The organism is Psychrobacter sp. GP33, assembly GCF_014119005.1.
In the GTDB taxonomy this organism is placed as follows: Bacteria; Pseudomonadota; Gammaproteobacteria; order Pseudomonadales; family Moraxellaceae; genus Psychrobacter.
Map to the genome: position 1 here is coordinate 427,268 of NZ_JACGYX010000001.1, position 26,388 is coordinate 453,655.

Consider the following 26,388-nt stretch of genomic DNA (forward strand, 5'->3'; position numbering starts at 1 on the left):
GTTTTAACAAAACCATCAATCTGCTTGTTAGTCTTTCCATGCGGTTTGTACCGGCTCAAAACCCAATACTTTATCTGACAGTAAACGCGTTAACCGACTGCTGCCACTGCCTAAGCCATTGAGTCTAATTTCTGCCATAATCGCTTGGGTCGGTTTGTCATTCACATTTAAGTCATTGTAATAACGGCGACCGTAAACCGCAAAGCCAAAGCAGCAATCTTCATAATCAATACCGACCAATGAGTCGAGTACCTTGTTATCGCGGTAATCATATTGCCCTTGCGCCAGTACCCGCCAATTATTATTGACTGGGAAAATAGCGGATGCAGTCAGTGCGGATAGTGGCAACTGATTGGTATTATCATCCAGCTGGCGTTTGACAAAGCCCACGTTAAATAAACTGTTTTCTGAGGGCTGATAGCGCAGCTCAGTAGTAATAAAGTTTAAATCATAACTATTATTAAAGGCACCACTCACATCGACCCAGACGTTGTTATAAGGTTGTGCGCTGGCGTTCCATACCATGCCAGAAGAAGAGGAATTAAAGACTGGCTTTTGGTCTTCTAAGGTAACGCGTCCATCATTGATATAAAATTGCTCTGCAATGCTACCATCGAAACGTGTCACGCCCGTTGCGTCGATGTAACGATAGTTAATCCCTGGGGTAAAGGCATGCAAATCTTGCAGGCGATCATGACCTAAGAACCAGCTGTCCGAAAATAGCTGCTCATAGTTAATAGAAGCAATACGGGTGTTAAAGTTAGGGATATCGTTTTGGTCTTCGTAAGGTGAATAGGTATATTTTAAGCGCGGGCTAAGCAGCTGATAACCACCCATTGTGTCATCAAACGCGCCAAACGGCGAGCCGGGACGGTAGAAGTACAAACCGGCATCAATACTGGCTTGTGGTACAAATACAGATTGATTGCCATCTTCTTTATTCAGCTCATTGTCCTCTAAGCTGTCTTGGTCATACGAGGTATATAAATGCTGGAGACTCAGAGTAGGTTTAACATAACCCCACGCTGATTCTATAGGGTATGCGGCGCTTAGCTTATTATAAACTCGTATGCCACTTTTTTCATCTTCTGAGCCATCATCGATAGACTTTTTAAAGTAAGCTGAATCATGAACACCCGTAATATCGAATTTCTCTGCCCACGGTAGACGATAATTTAAAGTTAGCTGCGGCAAACGTGAATAGGGCTTGTCTTTGTCTTGAAGGGCATCTCCTTCATTGGTAAAGGCATCAAGGGTCTGGAATGTTTCTACTTTTAGCTCACCATCGACATAGTCATTATAATAACTTAGACGGGCGCGACGAGGCAGGTTTAAAGTATTATCAGATAACCCCAACGTATCAAAATCATTTAGATAATCAGAGTCGGAGACATAGCTGTATTTTGCATCGCCACTCAGGCGCGGAATACTCTTAGAAGCCCAGTAATGATCATAAAAGAAGCTGCTACGATTTTCGCCATCATACTCTTTATCGCTTGGCAAATACGAGCCATTAAAAATGCCTTCACCGTAGTTTTCGGTTAAATAGCGGAACTCACCGGATAGCATCGGATTACGATTGGTATAAATGTGAGTGTTAATCGTCGCATCGTAGTTGGGCGCTAAATTTAGGTAATAGGGAATGTCGACTTCAAGCCCACTTTCACTACCGATACTGGCACTGGGTAACAAAAATCCGCTGCTGCGACGACTGTCGATCGGGAAGTTAAAATAGGGCAGGTAAAAGACGGGAATATCGGCAATACGAAAGGTGGTATCGTAGGCTTTGCCACGGCCAGTATCGGTATCTAAGTCGATACTTTTGGCTTCTAATTGCCATTTACGATCTGTGGGCGGACAAGTGCTAAACATCACATTGTCCAGCTCGTATTGGCTTTCGTTAGGGCGATTTAGACGTTTAGCATAGCCGTGCGCTTGTAATGGCACGCTCGCAAAAGCCACGCCATAAGCAGTCGATTGCCCCGTCTCTGTACTATAAGCTAGACTGTCGGCGACGCCAATTAAACCGCCTTGTGAGGTCTTTTCAGCGAGTGATGTATTGCGACTACCGCGTGCATCTTGGTTGGTATTTAATCTGCTATTTAAGTTGCCATTGGTATTATTATCAACCGCTTGATTGGTAAATAGGACTTTACCTTGCGCACCAGCAACGCCAGTTGTGAGATCTAAAACAATTTTCTCCGCTTCAATGTGCTGAGAGCCTTGGTCAATAATTACGTTACCGGACAGCTCGGCATAATCAACATTATCATAATAGCCGTAATCTGACTCCGCAAATAGAGGTGCTTGATTATTAGGAATGCCGTTTAGAGTGGGGGCAGGTTGTCCGTTCTCGTTAATGGCACGCTGATAATTAGGATTACTGTTAGGATAAATCCATTGACCCTCACAGCGCTGGGCGCTATCTATCGAGCTGGCTGTAAATTTAGGTAGTAGGTTTAAAGTAGTACCTGTCTTTGGAATAGTCTGTGCATTATTTAAATTATTGTTAGTGTTGCTATTACTAGCCTCTTGTTGACCGTTACCAGTGTCATTTTTATTTGGTTTTAAATCATAAAATTCTGCTAAGCGCGTCAGGCTTTCTTGGATACTCTGATCGCTAACATCAATTCGGGTATTATCAATCGCAGGATCGGATGCTGCCCCTTGTGCCAATCGCGTTTTTCTACGCTTGGTTTGGTTGTCATTATTGGCAGATAGTAGTTTTGGAGTGACGTTGTCAACTATATTCTGGCGAGTCGCTATTTTATTATCAGGAGTTGAGTTAGCAGTATTATTCGTGTTTAAAAGCGGTTCAGCATTATCTTCATCTCGCTCATTAATAGCAGTAATATTCTCTGAAGTCATATCATTATCAATTTCAGAGCTAACGTTGGATTCAAAGTTAGTATCAAAATTAGCAGCACCACTATTGTCCTCATTCTTAACGGCTGTTAAGGGGAGGCTGGCTTGAGACGTATTAGGCTGAACGGCAGCAGCTTTACTTTTTGCTACACCCTTACTGGGCGTTATAACCGACTGGCTCGTTTTTATGTCGATGCTGGCTTGGGCACTGATTGCTGTGACGCCAGTCAAGCTTAAGGCACCAAATAAAATCAAACGGATGCTTTGGTAAAGCGGAGAATATAACAAGGGCACACCTATGATTGCAGAGCCTAATAAAATGCGTTGGGAGCTTGCTTCATGCACTATTATGACAATACATAAACGTGATAATAGCAAAACAATGATACCAAACCGCAAGCGTACGAGCATAATCTGGAAAATAATAATAACTGACTATTACTTTTAAATGCTGGTTAATAACTTTGCGATGAAAAAGAACATTCATCTGCTTATCTTAATATAATACTGATATCTAACCTTATTAAGCACTATGTTTACATAGCTTAATAAGACATACTCACACAAAGCTGGCAAGATGTTAATCGATAATACATTGACTCTAAATAGGCATGAGCGCCTAAAAAGGGAGTTATCTGACCACTAGTAATGACTTATCATAGTCAAAAAAAGTCAAATCAGCTACACTATTCAATAAAATTTATCACTAAGCAGTGCGTTTGTATCCCTTTATCTCTATAAGCCAAGCTTTAATAGGGTATCAGATGAATAAAAAATACCAAACTACTGGCATGATGGGCTATTTTACCAAGTATTTGTTCAATTTATTATCTTTTTAGTGATTGACCTTTCTTTTCTCTTTTGCGATGCCTCCTATGACTGATCAAACCTTACCAGCGCCTGACGTAACTACCGACTTTACTGACCTGCGTGAGCAACAATTACAAAGTTGGTTAGCGCAAATTTTTGTGGATCAACCATTCACCCTTGAGAGTTTACCGGGCGACGCTAGTGCTCGTCGTTACCACCGTATTCAATTAGTAGGTAACCATACAGATGAGGTGACAAAAACAGCGCGTTATATTGTCATGGATTCAGCTGACGAGCAAGACGCGATGCAGCAGTTTATCACTGTGGCAAAGCTGATGTCGCAAGCGATAAATGTACCAGAACTTATCGCCCAAGATATTGAAAAAGGCTTTTTAGTATTGCAAGATTTTGGTGCAGTAGAGTTTGCTCATTTATTGGTTGGTGCTACTCCAGCGCAAGTAAATGAGTACTATCAATCAGCGATGGAGACCTTAGTTGCGCTACAACAAATACCGGTAGAGACAGCAAGATCTCAGTATCAACTGCCTGATTATGATGCCGCGATGCTCAACCGTGAAATGGACTTATTTAGCGAGTGGTTTATTCCGCATATTGGCGTGACACTTGATACAAGCTTGTGGGAAAATCTAAAATCAGCCTTGATAGAGGAAATTTTATTACAACCGCAAGTCATCGTTCATCGTGATTATCATAGCCGCAATCTTATGCAGGATCAGGCAGACAATGCGCGTTTAGGGGTGATTGATTTTCAAGATGCGGTGATTGGCGCGCACAGTTATGATTTGGTATCACTGCTGCGTGATGCTTATGTTGAATGGCCAGAGCCAAAAGTCATGCAGTGGATTCATGACTTTTGGCAGTTGCAAAAACAAGCTGGACTAATAACGACAGACAGTGCTAAGCAATTTGAAAGTCAGGTCAATATTATGGGCGTTCAGCGACATCTGAAAGTGCTCGGTATTTTTATCAGGCTTTATAAGCGCGATGGTAAAAACCGCTATCTAGCTGATATTCCTAAAGTCATGCGTGACTTTCTGTTTGAGTTAGATTGGCTAAGCAGTCAAATAAACACGCAAGGCAATGCGTGCCTGCAACAAGCTGTATTGCTATTTAATGAATGGGTAAGAGATAATGTATTGCCTGCTTATCAAACCAAATTTGTGCAACAATATATTTAATACTATTGATAAACATTAGCCTCGTATGAATGTCGTTAAAACTAAGGAATATCCATGTCGGTAATAACACAAGCTATGATTTTGGCAGCAGGTAAGGGCACGCGACTGCGTCCATTGACCCTTGAAACGCCAAAACCATTGGTGGAAGTGGGTGGTCAGCCGCTTATCGTTTGGCATATTAAAGCGCTCGAAGCCGCTGGTATTACTGATATTACGATCAATGCCTCTTGGCTGGCTGATAAGTTAATAGATACGCTAGGCGATGGCTCACAGTTTGGCGTACAGTTGCATTGGTCGCTTGAAGAAGATGAGCCGTTAGAGACAGCTGGTGGTATTTTTCAAGCGCTACAAACCAGAAAATTGCAAGATGCGCCATTTATTTTGGTCAACTCTGACGTGTGGACGATGTTTGATTTTACTAAGCTAACCACTTATAAGCTAGGCGCAGACCAGCGTGCACATTTATTATTAATTGATAATCCCGAGCACAATAATAGTGGCGACTTTGCCGTTAATAATGGTTTGGCAGGCGAGCAAGCGATTGGTGATGCTGGTAAATATACCTTTGCTGGTATTAGTGTTATGTCGCCGCGGCTGGTTGATGGATTGGTAACAGGACAGGCTGCTGCTTTAGCGCCTTTACTCAAGCAGGCGATGTTAAAATTTCAAGTGACCGCAGAAGTCATAACGGATAATTGGATTGATGTAGGAACGCCTGAGCGTCTGGAACAAGTAAATAGCTTTATAAAAAATAAAGGTGTAGGTATTCATCGCGGTGCGTAATTTATAATACTTGGTTCATAATAAGTTATGTCGTTATTTAAAAATATAGTAATAATAAACACCAATAAAAAACCGCAGCGCTAATAAGATTAGGACTGCGGTTTTTTTAATAATAGCTAGCGAGATAAATACTTATACGCCCATTGCCAATTTAATCAGCTGCGCAATGGTAAAGATTGTCAAAAAACCCGCGATATATAAGCCAATAAACCATGCCCATTGCGATTGTTTTTTACTAAGGTTTCTCATATCTTTCTCCTGAAAACTTAGGATTTAAAATACTTCTTAATACATATGCTCATGATCAGTTTTACCTTTAAACGTATAATAGGCAAATGCGGTATAGCTCAAAATAATTGGTAGCATAATGCCTGCGCCAATCAACATAAATGATAGCGAAGTATCCGCTGCTGCTGCTTCATAAATCGTCATTTGATACGGCACAATATACGGGAATAATGCAAAACACACACCAATATAACCCATCAAGAATAACGCGACAGTCAACAAAAACGGACGATATTCACGCTCGCCACTTAAGTCTTTACGCATCAAGAAAAATAATGCCACGACAATAATTGGCATCGGTGCAAGGTACAATAACCCTGGGAAACTAAACCAGCCTTCCAGCGCATTAATATCTGAGAAATACATAAAGGCAGTGACCACAATCATCGCTACTACCAGCGCTGACAGCATCCAACCAGAAACTTTACGTGCCCAAACTTGTAATTTATGCTCAGTCTTAATAATCAACCACGTTGAGCCAAGTAGTGCATAACCGATAATCAGGGCAATACCACAAACCACAGAGAATGGCGTGAGCCAGTCAAAAGGACCGCCACTGTATAAGCGATTGCTCGCCTCAAGTCCTTGTACCAAAGCGCCTAGCATAATGCCTTGGAAAAAAGTAGCGACCACCGAGCCGATAAAAAAGAAGGTATCCCAAACATAACGGCGCGATGATGATTTGAAACGGAACTCAAATGCCACGCCGCGCATAATGAGACCAAACAGCATAAAGGTAACTGGCAGATACAGCCCAGTCATAATAATGCCATAAGCCACGGGGAAAGCGGCGAATAAGCCGCCACCGCCCAAGACCAGCCACGTCTCATTGCCATCCCAGAAAGGAGCGATAGAGTTCATCATGCGACTACGGTTTTTGTCCGAGCCTGCAAAGGGGAACAAAATACCGCATCCCAAATCAAAGCCATCAAGTAATACATAGACGAAGACGGATAAGGCGATTAAGCCACCCCAAATGAGGGGTAAATCTAATATATGACCAAAGTTAAACATTAGCGCAAACCTCCATCTTCGACGTCATTGGCAGGTTTATCAAGATCTTGTGTTGAATTGTCTTCAGCTGAGTTTTGTTCCATATTCTCATTTGGATTGCTATCACCACTTAGCGTGCGACCTTGACCTTCAGTGATCGAGTGCTCATAGAAATTATCATCAGCAGGGTTTTCATAGGGCTGTGGACCTTTAGCAATCAAGCTTAGGATATAAAAACTGCCTGCGCCAAATACAAAAACATATAATACGATAAAGCCAATCAGTGTCGTTGCGACTTGTTGGGCGGCAACTGGAGACATGCTTTCAGCCGTTCGAATCACGCCATAAACCGTCCACGGCTGTCGTCCTGTTTCAGTGACGAACCAACCGGCAAGCAGGGCGATAAAACCCATAGGTGTCATCATCATCCACAAGCGGTGAAACCAAACACTATCAGAATTAAATTGCTGTTTTTTAAAGTATTTATACAGACTGAATAGTCCAACCAATACCATGAGCATACCAATAGCAACCATGATACGAAACGCCCAAAAGACAATGGGAACGAATGGTCGATCTTCTGGTGCCCAGTTTTTAAGCCCTTTCACTTCTTTATCAAATGAGTGGGTTAAAATTAAACCTGATACATAAGGTATTTTAATTTCAAAGTGGTTCTTTTCCGCTTTTTGGTCTGGAATGCCAAATAAGACTAATGGCGCACCGCGTTCGTTTTCCCAAAGCCCTTCCATCGCTGCGACTTTGACAGGCTGATGCTCTAGCGTATTAAGTCCATGCATATCGCCAATCAGTACTTGTGCTGGCGCGACAAAAATTGCCATCACCATTGCCATACCTAACATAACGCGACCATGTTTGCGGTGTTCGACATGTTTTTTGGACTGAAGGTAATAAGCACCTATACCACCGATAACAAAGGCAGTCGTTAAAAATGCTGCTGTCATCATATGCGCATAGCGGTAAGGGAATGATGGGTTAAAGATAATTTCTAACCAATTGGTTGGATAAAGCAGACCATCAGCGCCAACCATAAAGCCCTGTGGCGTTTGCATAAAACTGTTAGCCGCTAGAATCCAAAAACCTGATATGAGCGTACCAACCGCAACAATCGCTGTCGCGGCAAGGTGCATACGCTTGCTAACGCGTCCCCAACCAAAGAGCATGATACCTAAAAATGACGCTTCTAAGAAGAAGGCTGTCAATACTTCATAGGCGAGAAGTGGACCTAATACGTTCCCCGCTTTATCGGAGAATACTGCCCAGTTGGTGCCGAATTGGTAGGACATTACCACACCTGATACCACGCCCATTCCAAACACCACGGCAAATATTTTTACCCAATGTTTATACACTTCGGCATATATAGGCTCGCCGGTTTTAAGCCAGCGAAACTCTAATACGGTTAGAAAGCTGGCAAGTCCGATAGAAAAGGCGGGAAAGACAATATGCCATGAGATAACAAAAGCGAACTGGATACGCGCAAGCATCAGCGCATCAAGCTGGTCAATCATAAACGTAGCGAACATAAGCGGTTACCCTTATCTGTTAGCTGACTGGCGCTATACTCCATGATACGCTCAGGTAACTGTCCGTAACTGCCAATCAATCAAGGCAATAGGCTACGGTCAATAGCCAGTTATTTAGCTGTAAATGTGGGTTAGCTAAAGGCAATTGGTTGAACGACTATTTAGCTAAATTGAATAATTTATATCCATATAAACCATCAAACATTTATTTATAAAATTAAAATAGGCTTCAATCAGAAGTCAATATATTATGCGCCACCCTATGTACACACGCAAGCTGACTCTAATAAACAATTCATACCTATCAGTCATAATTTTAATTCATTGATGTTTAAAATTAACGATAAGTATTTACTCATAGCAATGTTATTGTTTAATTTTGTTTACTAATCGTAAAGGACGGTTATTATCATGTTTTTGTTAAAATTCAGTCTTTATTATTAAGATACATTACAGTTTTAAAACAATTTTTAACGTGCGATTTGCTTATAAATTTATGTTTGTGACTGGTATATATTATTGTAATATCCTTGTAAGGCTTATTTGTTTAGAGATGTTTGGTTTTGCGAGTGTTTGTAACTTGCATCTATGACCTATAACCTTATTCCTTTTCTGTAATGAAATATGTCGTCACAAAAGAGGGATAAGGTTAATTTATGGAGGAGTGTGGGTTATTGACGAGATTAAATTAAGGTAAGATTTGTTGTTGCAGCTGTTTATGTAAAATGCGACGTAAAGTAAGAATGGTTTGTGGATTGGCTTGGATACTATGACCGCCGCTAATAATCGTTTCTGACGCTGCACCATCAAGGTGGGCGCTGGTATAAGGGACGATGCCATCTGATAGTCGTTCAGTGAGCGCTTGACTGATATCTTCATTCACCGTCACTGCTGCAACGAGTGGCTCATTTTCATTATCTTTGTTATCTACTTCTAATGCTTTGGACAAATCAATCTTTGCGCCATTTGGCTGCATTTGTGCCAAACCTTTGGTGATATCTGAGTCATTATTAGCAATAATGGAATGAAAAGTAATGCGCTTATTAATATTAATATCTTTAGTAAGCTGAATAAAAGAAGATTTATTGCTTAATTGACTGGCGCCATTTTGCAGATACAACGCGCCTAACGGATTGTTTGCCAAGTCACCTTGAGTGGCAATGGTTGCCAAATTATCCGTAACGGTTTTAATCACACTTAGTGGTAAATAGATGACGCGACGAATAGCACGAGTAAACCAACGATCCGCATAATCCGTACCTCGAAAGGGCGCGGATAAAAATACGGCGGTATCGACTTGTGGCAAGGTTTGCAATTTAAAACGCATACTCAGCTCATCATTACCAAACGCTTGGGTAAGGCTTCTAGCAATTTCGCGCTTACTGGCATTGGTGAATAAATCCTTGTCCTCAAGCACACTTAGTTTATTGGCTAAATTATCATCAGAGAGCATCATGCGCGTAATGATAGCGCCCATACTATGACTGATAATCACACTGTTTTTGCTGGCGCGATTTTGTCCACTCGGGTCGGTTTGCTGATAGGTTGCGGTCAGTAATTTTTGAATTTGATATCGATTTTCTAAAATTGGCAAATTGGTGGGATAAAATATTTGCCACACTTGATAATTGTCACGCAGCTTATCGTCATTAAAAATATCGTTGGTCAAGTTAACCCACGTTGCCGGGCTAGAGGCGAGACCATGTATCATAATCAGTACGCGCTTATTGGGGTCATAAGGTTCAAGCATAAATAGTTTCGGTAAGCTGGCTTCTTGCCGGCGCGTTAATAAATTTAAATAACCGACTCCATCGAGCTGATTTTCTGCCAGCCAGAGCCCGTATCCAGCCGAAAAATTAGCAGCCAATTGATAATTATCACCTAAAATATTCACGCTTTCACTACGGTAAGGATTATAAAGGTGAATATCAAGCTGCCGACTGCCAAGCACATCAAGTACGCTTTCACCGTCAGGGATAATCAAGCCAGTCATTAATAAATGCCCGGTTGGATAAATGCGGGCGGTGGTCTCGCTATCATCCATACTGCCATTGCTTGCAGCTTTAGATAATTTGCCTGACAGTGACGACACCAATAATTGCCGTATGGTCGTGGTATAGCGATCGTCAAGTGAGGCGACCAAACTGACCCCAAGACCAGGACGTTTACTAATAGAGTTTAGCCCTGATAATCGCAGATCATAGGTTGAGACCAAATCGTCTAAGGCTGACGCTTGTTTTTGTGCGTTTTGTAAATAGTTGTTTTCATTGGGTAAATGTATATTGAGCTGATAATTGTACACTTCCATGGTCATGACTTTGATTTGATCAGTAGGCTTACCACGCAGTGCGGTCTCATTAGCAATCGTAGCCTGAGCACTGTTATCTAGCGTCTTGACAGGCGGCAAATACGCCACCTTTATATTTGCAGTTTTGCCCAGCATTTTATTATTATTGTCTTTGGATTCATATAACTGAGTAATGACATCATTACTGGCAGCGTTATAAATATCTTGAGTTTGAATATCAAGGTCATTAGGAATGCGATTTGGCTTCTGACTTCTGGCTTCTTTTGCCTCAGCGCCATCAAAATCGTGGTCCAATCGATCATAGAATAAATAGGTATAGCTGGATTTAATCGCATCAAACAATCGCGCTTGATAAGCATTAATACATACTTCCGTATTTTGCCGCTGAGTCTCAGTTTGAGTTTGAGTTAAACTGGCGTTGGCGTAATAAGGGTCAATCGGTGGACGCGCCAGTGCATCACGGCAGTGCGGCGTGATCGCTAATTGCTTGGCTTTGGCATAATGCAGCTCAGCAAAAATAGCGAGTGCCGAGCGGTAATGCTTATTGAGCATACTATCAGTAAGCTGATCTAAGCATAAATCAAATTGCTGCAAACAGGCTTGCTCATTAAGACCTGCTGATAACAATGTCGATGCCGTATCACTACTGAGCGAGTTCCCAGTGACAATGTTACCGCGCTGAGCCGCGATGGTTTTTGAAGAGGCTTGCTTATTCACAGAGACCGTACTACAAGCAGACAACACTAAAGCCATTGCTACGATTAAGAGCATAGCAATAATTATATTTGGCTTAGTAGAGGTAGCTGCAATTATAGTTGTGACACGGCGGACAGATGCCATAAGAGTCTCAATAAAGGGTAGTAAAGAGGAGATAGAATAGTTTAAACCTAAAAACATCTAAATTTTAAAAAAGCAGGTATAAAAAAGAGTAAATACAAAAAAGCGCCATCGTTTTATGAGTATATATTACCTCAAAAAAAAATGGCGCTTACATGGTGTTTTTGCTTAGCGTTAACACTATTTAGTCTTAACGTTATGTGCTTAAAATACTACCCATTATAAAATTGCTATTTATGTCGCAGGTTTGGCACTGGTATTGGTGGATAAATCCCAAATATAATATTTACCATCTTCAACCAATTTAATCTGCTGAGGAATAATAACATTGTCTGGATTTTGTTTTTCAAGACGGCGCAAACGATCTAAAGCTTGGCTACGACGATCACTTAATAAGTCTGACTGTGCCAAACTTTGCTCTGCTTCTGTATAGCCAAGCGCAACTGCACGATCAAGATACTTTTGCCCTTCTTTAAATCCGCCGCCTTCTGAGAGCATCATACCGTAAAGGAAATTCGCTTCACCACTATTAGGGTTGATTTTGATAGCTCGGTCAATATGTTTGCCACCTCGCACCGTATAATCAGAACCTAAATCTAAGTTACGTCCCATACCATTTAACTTAGCGGCACGTAACAGCACGTCATATGAAGCATCTGACGCACTAGCATAAGGCTCAATCCAATCGGTCAATACTTTAATTTTTTCACGAGCAGTATGGCGCTGAGTACGGTTAGGAAAGTTTGGTGGATAATGACGGGCATGTGGAGAGGTGTCTTTAATAAAGTCATCAAGCAAGCTGACATCCAGTTTTTCGATATCAGAGTTACGTTTTTGCGCAACGATAATGGTTGGCACAAAGCTGACATTGGCGATGCTAGCTTGTGGCACTGGAATATTACCCAATTGACTGTTTCTAATATCATTACCCGCTTGGGTGCCAACGTTTGCATTATTTACGCTAGTAGCAGGCGCTGACTGTACTGTTGAACCTTTGGTTGGTTTTTGAGCAAAAACGATAGGCAATGGCTTAAGGACTGTTACCTTTGGTGCATACGCAATGTCATCAGCGGCAGCGTCAACTGAAGCAGTACCTTCAATAGCGGTATCTACTGTCTCAGGTGTACTGACTGCAGTAGCAGAAGAAACAGAACCAGCACGGCGAACCACACGTTTGCTAGAGTCAATCGCGCTTGGCACTGTGCTGGTTGCCGTTGTTACGGCTGAGGCTGACGTGTCATCGGCAGCAGTGGCTGGTACAGCAAACATCATAGAGCAAGCGGCTGCTAAAGCGGTAACAGTAGCAATCTTATGCGATTTTTTAAGGGAGGTAGGCTGGTTAATGGTTTTCATAAAAATAATTACCTTTATATTGATGTGATTAACTTGATGTAAATAATAGAATGTAATTAGTGGTATACATTAAACTCAATAAACGAGTGCTGTCACCGAGAAGCTGGAAAAACGGTACAATTTTGATGGCTTTAGTGACCTTAACAAATGCGTGCCAATATTCGCAAGTATCTGTTAAGTGAATATCATTAAATAATTGTCATTAAATAATTGTCATTAAATAGAATCTATTAATAGGTGGCTTGCTCTATATTGAATATAGCTTATAAGTAAAATGTTATAAATGATAAGCCGTGGCTTTCATGACGTTTGCCATCCAGCGCATGGTATGGCGAACCGGCGCAGATAAAGTTATACCGCCATTATTCAATGCCAATTCACGGTGATGTAACTCTTCAATATCCATTTGTGCAAGTATCTCGCGTGAGCGTATATCCTGTACGGGCAGTTGCCCAATATGATCTTGTAAATGTTCGCTGACTTGCGCTTCTGTTTCTGCCACGAACCCTAAGCTAAACTCATTAGAAATCGTGCCCGCTACCGCCCCAAGTCCAAAGGACATCGCATACCATAATGGCGTAAAGAGACTTGGATGGCTACTAAGCTCACGCAACCGAATCTCACACCATACCAAGTGATCAACCTCTTCTTGAGCAGAGTGTTGCATGTCTTGCTTGACCTTATCATCTTTAGCACTAAATGCCTGACCATGATATAAGCCTTGCGCGCACACTTCTCCGGTATGGTTGATACGCATCAGACCAGCCACATGGCGCGCTTCTGTGATACTTAGTTTCGGAATAATATCAGTACTGACAGGCAGTGGACGGGTGCTTGGATTTGAATGCGGGACAATCGCCCGCAGCGCTCTATCGACGCCCAATAACCAATGATCTGTCGTTGACAAGGAACGCAGCGCCATAGTTAGCTCCTAACTAAAATAATATCTGATAATAGCAATAATAAGAAAAACGAGATGGATATAATGAAAACAATAGTCACAGTATTTATAGAAAATAAAATTATATAAAACTATCGCTATTTTTAAACATGCTCAGATAACCGAAGCAACGATAATCCCTAATTTTGCTCTACTATAACAAACAATCTGAAATATCGGCATAAGAATTGTCAGCATACCTACCATTTAACTGACACGTCTGTAACTGAATGTCATACAACGTGCTATCATTTTAGGACAAGGCTAATTACCACCAATTACCCATCTTGCGTTTCCATAGTTGCTCGCCCGATATGCGTTGTTAACTTAACATATAAAAATAAACCAAAGACAATATTCAGTATTCCCGTTACTAAAAATAGTTGTGGCAATGACATCTTCAAGCTGTTCAATATTACAATCGCAAAGATAGCAGAGCCAACCATAAATATCGCATTGAAAATATTGTTTGCGCCGACAATACGCGCACGGTGACTTTTGGGTGCATAAGCCTGCATCGATGCATATAAAGGCACGATATATAAGCCACCACTAAAGCCTAAAAAGAATAAATCGGCGAATACTCGCACCGTACCAGGCATGGTAGAGAGCTGCCCGATGCCTAATAACGAATTCTGACTTATATCAATCGTCAGTCCTGATAGCGAGAAGTACAAGTCAATGGCAAAAATACTTAAGCCTGCTATGCCAAAAGGTAGTAGCTTTATACTGACCTGGTTTTTTGTCAATGTTTTGCATAACAATGAACCGATAGAGACGCCCACTGAAAATAAGGTAAGTAAGAAAATAACCACAGACTCATCGCCATGCAAAATCACTTTACTAAATTCAGGGGTTTGCGTTAAAAACGTTGCGCCATAAAACCAAAACCAGCTATTACCTAGAATCACAAAGAACAAAAAGGGCAGCGAATATAAGTAACGCACCGCTGACATACTGGTGGTAAAAATATTCCAATTAATCTTTAAGCTTGGCTGCATCGCTGGCATGTCAGGAATAGCGCGTGACGTGAGGTAGCCCAATACAGCCACTATTAATACCACGCCACTAATCCAGTACAGCGATTGGTGCAGCTGTGTCAGTACGCCAGCAATAATCATACCAAGCAAAATTGCCAGCGAAGTACCCATTTGGAACAAACCATTGGCACCGACCAACTCATTTTTTTTCATCGCTTGGGGCAAATACGCATACTTAATAGGACCAAAAAATGTTGATTGCGTCCCCATCAAAAATAAAGCAACGAATAACAAGGCATACCATTCAAAGACGAAACCAACGGCAGCAATCACCATAATGGACAGTTCTAACAGTTTGGTAAAACGGGTTAATTGAGACTTTTCATACTTATCTGCCAGTTGTCCTGCCAAAGCTGAGAATAAAAAATAGGGCAAAATAAATAACATTGCCGCTAAATTATTTAAGATACTTACTGCCACCCCAAGCTGACTGGCGGCGGTATATGTGAGCACCAGTATCAGTGCCTGCTTAAAAATATTGTCATTAAAAGCGCCTAAAAACTGGGTAAAAAACATGGCGCTAAAACGGCGACGCTTGAATAGTTGAAACTGGTTTGCCATGAGGGCTCCTGCAAGCGGACAAGATTAATTAGGATTAAGAAAATAATAAAACGATGAATGAAATGAAAGTTGATTTAAACAAATATAAGATTAGATGAGAGTTCTAAATATGATTTTTTGAGCATTGCTTTATTAATGTCAGTGTCAGTGTTTGCCTATGGTGTGTCGCAATAACGGCTGTGATAACAGCATCAATAACACAGCGCAGCAGAAACGTATCATTACTTAACATACGCTTTACAGACCTTAGACCGTATAATAGCAAGGCTGTGCCAGAAATACATGCGTTAGACCTATGATTTAGCTCTTATCTCAGTTATGATTTATAGATTTTATGCGTCTATTTTAACCCCATGCTACAACATGATTCATCGGTAACTTACGATACCGTATGACATGATAGGAAAAAGTGCTCATGAGCTGTTCGCCTTTACCACAACCTTATCAGCAATCTGGCTTATCGCCATTATCTTATTTTAAAGATGAGAATAGAAATCGCGTGCGACAAGGTTATTATGCGTATCCACGCTGCTATTTTGCTCGGACAGCATTATTTACTGCTATTACCAGTAGTAGCATGGTTGGGTTTGGCGTGGCGCCAGCTATGGCAGCTGAAGCTGGCATGCTAGCTGATAGTCGTCAAGATAGCTTATTAGTCGATAGCTCAGCAACAGATAGTACCCAAGTAGATAGAACTCAGCTTGATACTACCCTTGATGCGTTACGACTAAAAAAGGCTGTGGAACAAGGCATTATTGAACCCTCAATATTAGAAGACTATAGCGCACAAAACTTTGGAGAGGGTACTAAGAAAAAAGGTGCTAAAAAGTCGCCCAAAAATCAAGAACAAGATTCTCCTCAAAAAACGTTAAGTTCATTTGATAATAACTTGCATCAACAAGCACTCAATGTACAGCAGCAAGGTTATCAGATGATGACGCCTGCTCAAATTGAGCGTGAGCTTGCAGCGGTCAATAGCGCCACTAGGCAACGTGGTAATGATAGTAGCAATAATAACGGTTTTGATGCCCCGATTGCCACATTAAATGGAAGCTCGCCGCCTATTGGGTTCGATGTAACCCTTGATTCTGCCAACCTGCCAGCACCCACTAATCTTGAAACCCTACACTCTAATGAAAGTGCGCTGACACGTGCAGACAATGAGATAATGGCGCGTCCTGTTGATGTCAGTGATTCGGTGTCGAGCGGACAGGTGGATGCCAGTCACGATGTCTTACAGCAGCCTGATGCGCTTCGTGCATTAGCGGAGCAAAATCGTAAGCCAGCTCCTGAGCAATCCACCGCTGTCCCAGATAAAGCATTAAATCCAGAAGATTATCTACCAGGTTATCAGCCAGCAACGGGAACTCAAGCCATCGTTGGTAGCATGGTTGATGCGTCAAAACCTAAGCCACGTGCCCGTAGTAAGGGTAGCTTTATTAAACGTGCGTACAATCGTCTATTTAATGGTGGTTACAAGGCGCTACCGCATATTGAAACGACGGTTTATTTGCAACAAAGTATCCCTAACGCAGCCCCAAAGCTTATCAAAGCCGATAGTAGTATGCAGCCAATTAATAATATTAAAGCGGCGCTCGATGACACCACGGTACAGTCGGTGATGGACTTTACCGCCGCCTTACCACGCTTGCGCCAGATAGCGCTCGATGCGGCAAAAGCGGTCGGTTATTATGATGTTACTCTGCGCTTAAGCCAACCTAACAGCGATTCGATTGATGTAATTATTGAAAAGCTTGGCGAGCCTGTCCGTGTTGAGAGCAGCATTGTTGATATTCGTGGCAAGGGTAGTGAACAAGAAGAATTCACCACACTTGCGCAAACTCTACTTCCAAAAGAGGGAGAAGTCTTTAATCATGGTATTTATAAAGACAGCAAGGCGGCTCTTGAATCTCTAAGCAGTACTTATGGCTACTTCGATCAATATTGGCTCAATAAATCAGTCGAGATTATCTTACCTGACAATATTGCAGATATATCGCTGGTCTATAATACGGGCGATCGTTATCAATTCGATGATGTGGTGTTTTTCACCTATGACAAAGCATCGGGGACATTGACCACCGATCCTGAAAAATTACCGGTTGAAACGTCCTTATTGCGTCAGCTTTATGACTTTAATGCAGGTGACCCTTTCTACCGTCCTGACATTACCAAATTTACTAATGATTTATCTGCTACCCGTTACTTTAATACCGTTAACGTTGAAACCATTCTGCCACCTGACGAGCTCAGCGCTACCGCAACTTTAGCCTTTGATAATGCACCAGTTGAGGAAGGGGAGTCGCGCAATAGTGATGATATTGATAGCGACCGTGGCTTAGACAGCGACGTAAATGACGATAATGGGTCTGATACGTTAAATTTAAAAGACAATGTTCGGTTTAAAGATAAAAGATTGGCGAGCAATATTGATAATAACGATATTGACAATGAGAATAGCAATGAAGGCGATCGCAATGACAGCGTCGCTGCCACAAGTGATGACGCCATAAACGCTACAGATATTGCTCCCATTGAGTTTGAAGTGGATGAAGAAACCTCTGAAAAGCTGGCAGCGATTAAGAAAAAAGCCGATCGCTTAAGCCGTTTGCCCAGTGACCGCGTATTGGATGAAAAATCGAGCGGCACCGACAGTATTTTAGGAAAAATCAGCGACTCTGTGAGTAGCGTTGCCAAAAAATTATTCCCAGATGATGAGCTGTTAATAGCTGATGAGAATTTTGTGCCGCCAACTCTTGAAGGACGCATCAGTCCTGAGCAAGTACAGCAGACTAAAAAAGTACCGCTTTATGTCTTTGTCTCAGCAGACAAGCCGCGTGATGCGCAAGTGGGTATCGGCTATGGCACAGACACTGGTGTACGTGCTACAGGAAAAATAGATTATAATTTAATCAACCGTAAAGGTTATCAGGCAGGTGCTGAAGTTGCGGTATCACGGATCAATAAAAATGCCACAGTATATGCCAGTCGACCATGGAAACATCCGCTCAATGATAAATTAGAAGCTCGCTTAACTTATGAAGAGGAAACGATTGATCAAGGTGAAGGTAACTTTGATTTATCTACCAAAACTTTAAAAGCGGCGCTGGCGCGTAATATCCACCGTGAAAATGGTTGGGATCGCAGCTACTTTATGCGTTATCGATTGGATCAGTTAGAGACCGGCATTGATGAAGCGGCTTTTGAAGATTTACCTGTACGTTTTGCATCTTCTAAGCCTAAACAGCAAGCATTGCTATTCGGCTACGGGGTTAGTAAAACGACGGCTGATAGTGCTACCAATCCAACTCGCGGCTATCGTCAATATTACGGAATAGAGGCAGGCGCGGATAAAGTATTTAGCGATACGGATTTAGCCATTATCCGTGCTGGCGTTAGCGGCATCTATACCTTTGGTGAAGATAAAAAGCATCAAGTATTGGGTAGCGTCAATACGGGCTATATTTGGGCAGATGATTTTTATAATGTGCCGTACAAGCTGCGCTTTTTTGCTGGTGGTGACCAAAGCATTCGTGGCTACGATTACAACAGCTTATCACCGATAGACAAAGGCTATTTATCAGGTGGACAAATACTAGCAGTTGGTAGTGCCGAATATAACTATGAAGTGAAACCTGGTCTGCGCGCAGCGGTATTTAGCGACGTAGGTAATGCCTATGACAAAGACTTTAAGACCGATACTAAAGTGGGCGTTGGCGTCGGTATTCGTTGGGCGTCGCCTGTAGGTGTGGTTCGGGTCGATGTGGCAGCTGGCGTGACAGAAGAGGATATTCCAGTTAGACTGCACTTCTTTATAGGCTCACCGTTATAACTCAGTTGATATTGTGAATAATAGCGTTGTAATGACGGCACTACTATATAAGTAGTAGCACTACAAAAACGTTAGCACTAATTATTGATGAGGCTAATTTGAGAGCCAATGAGACATACGATTGCTGTTAAGTTATTTATAAACCTTTTGAACCCAGTTGAGAGTCATATTGAACCATCAGACCCCGCCACCTGAACCGCCATTGGTTGAAGATCCTGCACAACGAGATGCGCGCGCGGTACGTCGCTGGTATCCGCTGTCTTTTGTGATCAAGCTGCTCATACTGATGCTCATCGTCTTGGCAATTATGTTTGCGATATTCTTTTATATGGCAGGCACAGACTCGGGTACGAAATTTATTTTAGATAAAATTAGTGATGAATCCGGTGTTGAGATTCAGTATGGTGCAGGCAATCTGCGCGATGGCTTATTGGTCACTGATATCAATATTAAGGTGAATGAAGATTTAGAAGTACTGGTGGATAAGGCGTATGTCAAAATTGGCTGGCGGGCTATTTTTGCTAAAGAAGTACATTTGCGTGAAGCTGATATCCAGCGTATTGAGATTATCAATAAAAAGCCGCCAACTGGTGAGCCGTTTGACTATAAAACCCTTAAACTGCCGGTAAATTTGCGCTTTGACCACGCTAGCATACAATCTATTGTTTACAAGCAAGCGCCGAAAGAACCTATTGTTATTCATAATATTAGCGCGCGTAATGTGACTTGGGTAGATAGCTTGGTAAGTGTCGGTCGCGGTGATTTATTCTATGGCGATATCGTCAAGATCAGTGCATTACAGGGTAAGATTGATTTACAAGGTGATTATCCGCTCGATTTGACCGCCATCGCTGAAGTTAGTGCTTTAGAGAAGATTTACGTCGCACCGCTTGATATCACGGCAACGGGCAGCTTGAAGCGTACAGTGGGCAAGGTGCGGAGCCGTTATAATGAAGGCGATGTGAGCGGTGACGTGGTAATACAAGGCTTAGATGACAATGCGCCCTTCCAAGCTAATTTACAGTGGGATGATATTCTCATTCCCTACGCCGATGCACAAAATATTCATTTAAAAAGTGGGATGCTGACTGCTGACGGGGTGCTATCAGAAATTCGCCTGCGTATCAATACGGATATTACGGCCAAAGACATCCCTTCAGGGAATTACCGCGCGCGCGGTGTGATTGCCGATAGCCAGCTTCGGATTGATAGACTAAATGCCAATGTTCCGGCTGGGCGTTTATTTGCGCAAGGTATTTTAGATTGGAAAGACAGTTTTGATGCCAAAGTATTGGCGACAGGGACTAACTTCGATATTAGAAAGGTTATCCCCAAAGACTACGCCGATTATAAAGTATATGCTCCGCAAAAGCTCAATGGTGATTTGTCCGTTCATTATCAACAAAAAAATAGCGCAGGCAATCTACAGTTGCAAGCTGACTTGCGCCAGCGTGATGGCGAGCATGTCAATGCTAAGATTGTCCGCGGCAAAACTCCAGTAAAATCGAAGCAAAAAGCGCCTTGGTATATCGATGCTACTTGGCAAAATATCATCCGTAAAAACCTACCCAATATCGGCAATGTTAATAGCCCACGCGGACAAGCCAGCGTTATTGTTCGTGGCACTCAACTATCAGTAGACGCCAAAGCGCTGATAAATGAGCTTAATGTTGCGCCCAAGGGCAATTATGATGTCAAGCTGCGCAAATCAGGTACGGTAATTGACATCAATCGTCTCAATTATAATGGTATTGTTGGCGATTTATCCGGTAGTGGACAGATTCAGCTGGCAACTAAGCAACGTCCGTTAACCTGGCAGATTGATGCAAAGACTAACGGTTTACTACCCAAAAAATATCGCAGCGATTTGCCGCTTGAGCGCCTAACAGGTCGCCTAAGTGCGCGCGGTCGTCTGTTAAATATCAGTAAAAATAAGGTTAGCGGTCAGCGTCATATCATTAGCTTTACTAATACGGATATCAAAGCGCAGCTTGATGCCAGTCAAGACAGTCGCACCATTGGCATCACTGGTAACGGTGATGCCAGTGTTGATATCATCGGTGGTAAGCTGTCGATGTTTGATGCGCGTTTTGATGGCAATATTGATACCAAAGATGTGCCCAAAGGTCGTCTATCAATTGATGCTGCGGGTACGCCTGAGATGGTCAGTTTCCGTAAGCTAAATTACAACGGTGAAGCAGGTGCTGTACAAGCAAAAGGCGCGCTAGATTTACGTAAAAATATTGGCTGGACGCTGGCAGGGCGTTTTGACAACTTTAATATTGGTTACTTTTTACCAGCTTATGCGGCCATTGTTAGCGGTGATTTGACCACCAGTGGACAGTGGCAACCAGCACCTAAAAACAATCCAAACGCAGCTGGTAAATTGCAGCAATTTGCGGTAAATTTTGACGGTGTCTTAAAAGCGGAGCAGCTGCCTGAGGGCAAATTAAGTATTGCGGCAAATGGCGATGATAAGCGCATTCGTATTGAGCGTTTTCGCCACGTGGGAGCAGCGGGCAGTATTGATGCGAGTGGCAACGTTGATTTGACCCAAGGCATTGCTTGGAATATCGGCGCTAAGATGGATCGATTTAATCTCGGTTATTTCCTCAAAGATACTCCTAGTGTGATTACAGGTTCGTTAAATAGTGATGGGCTTTGGACAAAGTCTCAGCAAATCATTCATTTAAATCAAATGAATCTAAGCGGTGTTCTAAAAGGTCAATCTATCAGTGCCCAAGGCAGCTTAGCCGCCAAACTGCATTTACCCGAAGATTTAGCCAGCTATTTTAAACGCTTGCAAGCCCAAGAAGTCCAAGCTCAATATCGGCAAGTTGATGCCTTAATAGACAGTCTCGTTGCTGATAATGTGATAATACGTTGGGGTGATAACTACATTACGGCAAACGGTGATGCGCGCCAGCTACAAGCAAAAATTAATATCACCAATCTTGATCAGTTATCAGAGAAGTTAAGTGGTAAAGTTACAGGCGGTGCTACGCTATCGCAGCCTGCTGGACAGGCGCTACCAACCATATATATTGACTTAATAGGTGAGCGTATCTCGCTACCCGGGTTTATTTTAAGCCAAGGACGTATTCGCGGTAAGCTGGTCAATCTTGCCACTAGCCCAAGCCAATTGCTGGTAGATGCACAAGGCTTGATGGTTGCAGGGCAATCTTTTAAAGATATCTCCGCCTACTTTACCGGCACAGAGCAGGCGCATACTGTTGATCTAGCGGTTGCAAATGAAAAATTAGAAGTGGCGGCACGCTTGAAAGGCGGGTTTAATCGTCAGCGCCTTGATTGGTCAGGTGTCATCGGCAATGGGCGTGTACAGTCTAAATATGCTACCTTAAACCAGTTACAACCGGCTCAAGTGATTGTGAATTTGCCACAGCAACAAAAGGGTGCGGCAGGTGATTTAAAAGTACAGCTGGCAGCCCATTGTTGGCAAGCAGAAGACCAAACTGGCAAACTGTGTTTGCGAGAGAATCTTATTGCTTCAGCGACGTCAGGTCAGGTCAATCTTGCCGTACAAAAACTCGATAGTTCGTTATTTGCTACCTTTTTACCAGACGATATCGATTGGCAAGGTAAGATTGATGGTAGGGCGATACTTGGTTGGCGACGAGGCAATCCGCCAACGATTAATACTACCTTATACTCTGATAATGGCAAAATCAGCTTGATTCAAGATGGGGACAGCGTTCCTGTTACCTTGCCCTACAAGCGGGTATCACTAATTGCAATGTCTGTGGCAAATGGATTGAAGCTGCGTACCGATATCAATACCGGAGGCGGTGCACGCGGTTATGCTGAAGTACTGGTTGACCCTTATAAAAGTCCAAAACCCATCTCTGGTGCACTGGTGCTCAATGAGCTAAATCTTGCAATTTTTAAACCTTTCTTCCCTGGTATGCGAGTGCTAGAAGGTAATATTACCATGCAAGGTGGTCTCGGTGGTACGCTCACTCAACCGCAAATTTACGGAAATGTGAAGCTGGTCGATGGTCGTATCGCGCTGTTAGATTTACCGGTGAATCTGTCTAATGTTAATGCCGAAGCTAAGATTGGCGGTACGGAAGCCATTATTGATGGTCAGTTTAATAGTGGTGCTGGCAAGGGTACATTAACAGGTACGATTAATTGGCAGGAAAAACTGCAAGCCAAGCTGAGCATTAATGGTGAGCGTCTAGTATTGACTCAGCCACCATTGTTATTGGCAGAAGTAAATCCAGATATTGACATTATCGTGCGTCCGGGTGATCGTTATGTCAATATTGAAGGTGCAATTAGTGTGCCTTCCGCCACTATTCGCCCACCTGAAGCCAGTGAAGATATTATCACCCAGACAGAAGATGCCGTGGTGCTCGATCGCCGCTTGATTGGTAATATTGAAGAAGTATTGGCAATATCCAAACCGTGGTCTATCAATGCCGATATCGGAGTCGATTTGGGAGATGATGTGAATTTCCGCGGTTTTGGTGCTGTCATTCCGTTAGCGGGTGCGCTAAATATCAACCAACGTGGTCAAGGAGTGATGCGTGCCAAAGGCGTTATTCAAGTGTCACGCCGTACCAATGTTAATATCTTTGGGCAAAGTCTAGAGCTCAATTATGGGCAAGTACGCTTTAATGGCGATGTGATGAAGCCCAATCTTAGCATTGAGGCAGTAAAAAATATCAGTGGTAAAACCGTTGGTCTGCGTGTTAAAGGCAATGCCGAAAGTCCTAATATTGTGGTCTTTAACAATGCAGGACTTACGCAGCAACAGGCAATGAATGCGTTGGTCACCGGACGTATCAATAATACCGGTGCCACCCAAATCAGTGAGCAGGGCTTTAAATCAGAAGTGACTAATAATTTAGCCGCCGCAGGTTTGAGCTTTGGCTTAAGTGGGACACGCAGTTTGACCAATCAAATTGGACAGGCACTTGGACTGCAAAGCTTAACCGTTGATGCATCAGGTACTAGTGAAGATACTAACGTCAATGTCACAGGATATGTGACGCCAGACTTGTATATTCGCTACGGTGTCGGTGTCTTTAATGCGCAAAACAGCCTCTCTATTCGTTATCAGTTAACACGACGTATCTATATCGAAGCGACTTCAGCAGCGGAAAATGCGGTTGACGTGGTATATAGTTGGCAGTTTTAACTAAGCGATTTTAACTAAGCAGCTTTAAATAAGTAATGACTTTAAAATACTTTTGTTACTAATGATTATTACCAATAAAAAACGCCTTCGATAAGGCGTTTTTTAGTATGCGTTTTTCATTATGTAAGAGACGTATCATCAATAACTAATGCTTTAAGCACGCTTAACGCTAAGCGCTATTTGGTTAAAATTAAACGATTATTACGGGTCAAGCGTAAGCGATATTCTTCCCCTTCATGCTCGATACGTACCTCTTTAGTCAGCGCAAATAAATGCTGAGATTGCAATGTTGGTAGACGGTTGTCACGGAAGTTCAAGTAACGAGAGATAACCATGCTCATAATCAATTCCTTTATATAAATAGCTAAACATTAAATAATTAAAACAATAATAAAATATATAGGTTTATTAACGATAATAATTATCATTTACATTGATGTATTTTGCAAGCTATAAGTAGAAAATATTTCCAGTTTTATGTAAATTTACGTAATTTTTCAATTTATAGTTTTAGTTGTCAATCGTAAACTATCCCTGCAGTTTTCTAAATATAGGATATTTATATGCCCAGTCACCTTACACCTGCTTCGACGCCTACCATTGTTAACGTCGCGATTGCCGTTATTTATTATCAAGATAAATATCTGCTTGGCTTTCGTCACCAAGCACTGCATCAAGGCAATAAGTACGAGTTTATTGGTGGTAAAATAGAGGCGGATGAGACAGCAACTAAAGCATTGATCCGAGAAGTGGGCGAAGAAGTTGGTATTGATATCAGTGCTAATGCAGTGGTCAAACTCGGACGTTTGCACCATGATTATGGTGATAGGCAGGTTTGCCTACAGGTTTATAGGGTAGCATTAACAGATATACAGTTTGCCGAGCATCAGAATGAGAGTCACGGTTTAGAGGGACAGGCACTGGTTTGGGCGAATAAAAATGACTTGCTAGCAGGCACATATCCGTTGCCTGCTGCCAATAAAACAATTTTAGCTTGGTTACAGCTGCCGACTCAGATTGTCATTACTTATCCTTTAGCGCATTTTACTGCTCAATCAGACGCAGAAATGGCATGGCTTACCTATCATAAGCAACATCTACCACAGGACGCATGGGTTTATATCCGTATCAAAGCTAATGCTTCAGAAAGCCAACTAATCGAGCAACTATTAACGCTGCGTCCAGACATCCAAATCATAGTACCGCATAATAATAGTAATGCGTCATTCACAACTAACTTAGTAAAAGATAATTTTCAAACTCAAGCCTACCATCTTACCCAAACCGAATTGATGGATAACATGCAGCAAGATTACGCTAGCGACCGACCGCTCCTTATTAGCTGTCACGGTGCCGACAGTATTAAAGCTGCCAATCAACTTGCAGCCAGCCGCTTAGCAAAACAGCAAGCACCTGTCATTGCTATTTTTCTATCGCCCGTATTAGCAACCCAAACTCATCTTAACGAGTTGCCACTAGGTTGGGAAGCTTGGACAACACTGGCACAGTTGGCAGATATGCCCGTTATTGCTTTAGGTGGATTGTCACCTTCTATGTATCAGCAAGCCACTCATTATGGCGCTACAAGTATTGCTGGTATAAGGCAGTTTATGAGTAGTTAACTGCGCGCTATAAGTATAGATATCAAGCGCGAAATATACAATTAGCCTCAGAATAAATGAAGCATATGATGCGGTTAATAGCCAGTCTATAGACACAATATTACCGCTTGAACAGTTATTTTCTATACAATTTACACAAGCGTTACACTGTATTGAATCTGCTCAATTACGAGAGTATTGCTTACAAACCGTTGCGTTTTCCTACACTGCCACACTGTATTAACGGTGACCATGCCCTTAAGATAAACT

Annotated in this window: 14 protein-coding genes; 5 read left to right on the forward strand and 9 right to left on the reverse strand. The window is 42.2% G+C overall.

Going from position 1 to position 26,388, the window contains the following annotated elements; translation table 11 throughout:
- Positions 1–27: 27 nt before the first annotated feature.
- Positions 28–3,153 carry an LPS-assembly protein LptD gene (locus H2245_RS01835; protein WP_182405417.1) on the reverse strand — a complete coding sequence of 1,042 codons (3,126 nt, stop codon included), beginning with the start codon at positions 3,151–3,153 and terminating at the stop codon, positions 28–30.
- A 587-nt stretch (positions 3,154–3,740) separates the two neighbouring features.
- Between H2245_RS01835 and H2245_RS01840 the strand changes: the two genes are divergently transcribed.
- Both H2245_RS01840 and murU read left to right on the forward strand, forming a co-directional pair.
- Entirely contained in the window at positions 3,741–4,874 is a 1,134-nt protein-coding gene (locus tag H2245_RS01840; protein WP_182405419.1) for an aminoglycoside phosphotransferase family protein, read from the forward strand.
- A gap of 54 nt (positions 4,875–4,928) precedes the next feature.
- Positions 4,929–5,657: an N-acetylmuramate alpha-1-phosphate uridylyltransferase MurU gene (gene murU / locus H2245_RS01845; protein WP_182405421.1), complete on the forward strand. Its 729-nt coding sequence runs from the start codon at positions 4,929–4,931 to the stop codon at positions 5,655–5,657.
- Positions 5,658–5,789: 132 nt separating this feature from the next.
- Here murU and H2245_RS01850 read toward each other — a convergent pair whose 3' ends face one another.
- The 7 genes from H2245_RS01850 to H2245_RS01880 form a co-directional block, all read right to left on the reverse strand.
- A complete protein-coding gene (locus H2245_RS01850; protein WP_182405424.1) occupies positions 5,790–5,906 on the reverse strand; it encodes a DUF2474 domain-containing protein in 117 nt (38 codons plus the stop codon).
- Positions 5,907–5,942: 36 nt separating this feature from the next.
- Positions 5,943–6,959: a cytochrome d ubiquinol oxidase subunit II gene (cydB, locus tag H2245_RS01855; protein ID WP_182405426.1), complete on the reverse strand. Its 1,017-nt coding sequence runs from the start codon at positions 6,957–6,959 to the stop codon at positions 5,943–5,945.
- On the reverse strand, positions 6,959–8,482 hold the full coding sequence (locus H2245_RS01860) for a cytochrome ubiquinol oxidase subunit I (protein ID WP_182405428.1): 1,524 nt from the start codon (positions 8,480–8,482) through the stop codon (positions 6,959–6,961). The genes cydB and H2245_RS01860 overlap by 1 nt, the downstream gene beginning before the upstream one ends.
- A gap of 688 nt (positions 8,483–9,170) precedes the next feature.
- Positions 9,171–11,630 carry a triacylglycerol lipase gene (locus H2245_RS01865; protein WP_220464345.1) on the reverse strand — a complete coding sequence of 820 codons (2,460 nt, stop codon included), beginning with the start codon at positions 11,628–11,630 and terminating at the stop codon, positions 9,171–9,173.
- 231 nt (positions 11,631–11,861) lie between these two features.
- Entirely contained in the window at positions 11,862–12,980 is a 1,119-nt protein-coding gene (locus H2245_RS01870) for a hypothetical protein (protein ID WP_182405430.1), read from the reverse strand.
- Positions 12,981–13,257: 277 nt separating this feature from the next.
- Positions 13,258–13,896 (reverse strand): 2-polyprenyl-3-methyl-6-methoxy-1,4-benzoquinone monooxygenase, encoded by a 639-nt coding sequence (gene coq7, locus H2245_RS01875; RefSeq protein ID WP_404944646.1) that lies wholly within the window; start codon positions 13,894–13,896, stop codon positions 13,258–13,260.
- Positions 13,897–14,198: 302 nt separating this feature from the next.
- Positions 14,199–15,521 carry an MFS transporter gene (locus tag H2245_RS01880; protein WP_182405434.1) on the reverse strand — a complete coding sequence of 441 codons (1,323 nt, stop codon included), beginning with the start codon at positions 15,519–15,521 and terminating at the stop codon, positions 14,199–14,201.
- A gap of 415 nt (positions 15,522–15,936) precedes the next feature.
- Here H2245_RS01880 and H2245_RS01885 point away from each other — a divergent pair, with 415 nt between their 5' ends.
- Together H2245_RS01885 and H2245_RS01890 are read left to right on the forward strand one after the other, a co-directional pair.
- Positions 15,937–19,353, forward strand: coding sequence for an autotransporter assembly complex family protein (locus H2245_RS01885; protein WP_182405436.1), 3,417 nt, complete (start codon positions 15,937–15,939; stop codon positions 19,351–19,353).
- 166 nt (positions 19,354–19,519) lie between these two features.
- Entirely contained in the window at positions 19,520–24,517 is a 4,998-nt protein-coding gene (locus H2245_RS01890) for a translocation/assembly module TamB domain-containing protein (protein WP_404944647.1), read from the forward strand.
- A gap of 176 nt (positions 24,518–24,693) precedes the next feature.
- Here the strand turns inward: H2245_RS01890 and hemP are convergent, their stop codons facing one another.
- A complete protein-coding gene (gene hemP, locus H2245_RS01895) occupies positions 24,694–24,852 on the reverse strand; it encodes a hemin uptake protein HemP (RefSeq protein WP_404944648.1) in 159 nt (52 codons plus the stop codon).
- 228 nt (positions 24,853–25,080) lie between these two features.
- On the opposite strand from hemP, the gene H2245_RS01900 reads away from it, so the two are divergent.
- Complete coding sequence (locus H2245_RS01900) at positions 25,081–26,139, forward strand: NUDIX domain-containing protein (protein ID WP_182405440.1); 1,059 nt, start codon at positions 25,081–25,083, stop codon at positions 26,137–26,139.
- Positions 26,140–26,388: the final 249 nt, after the last annotated feature.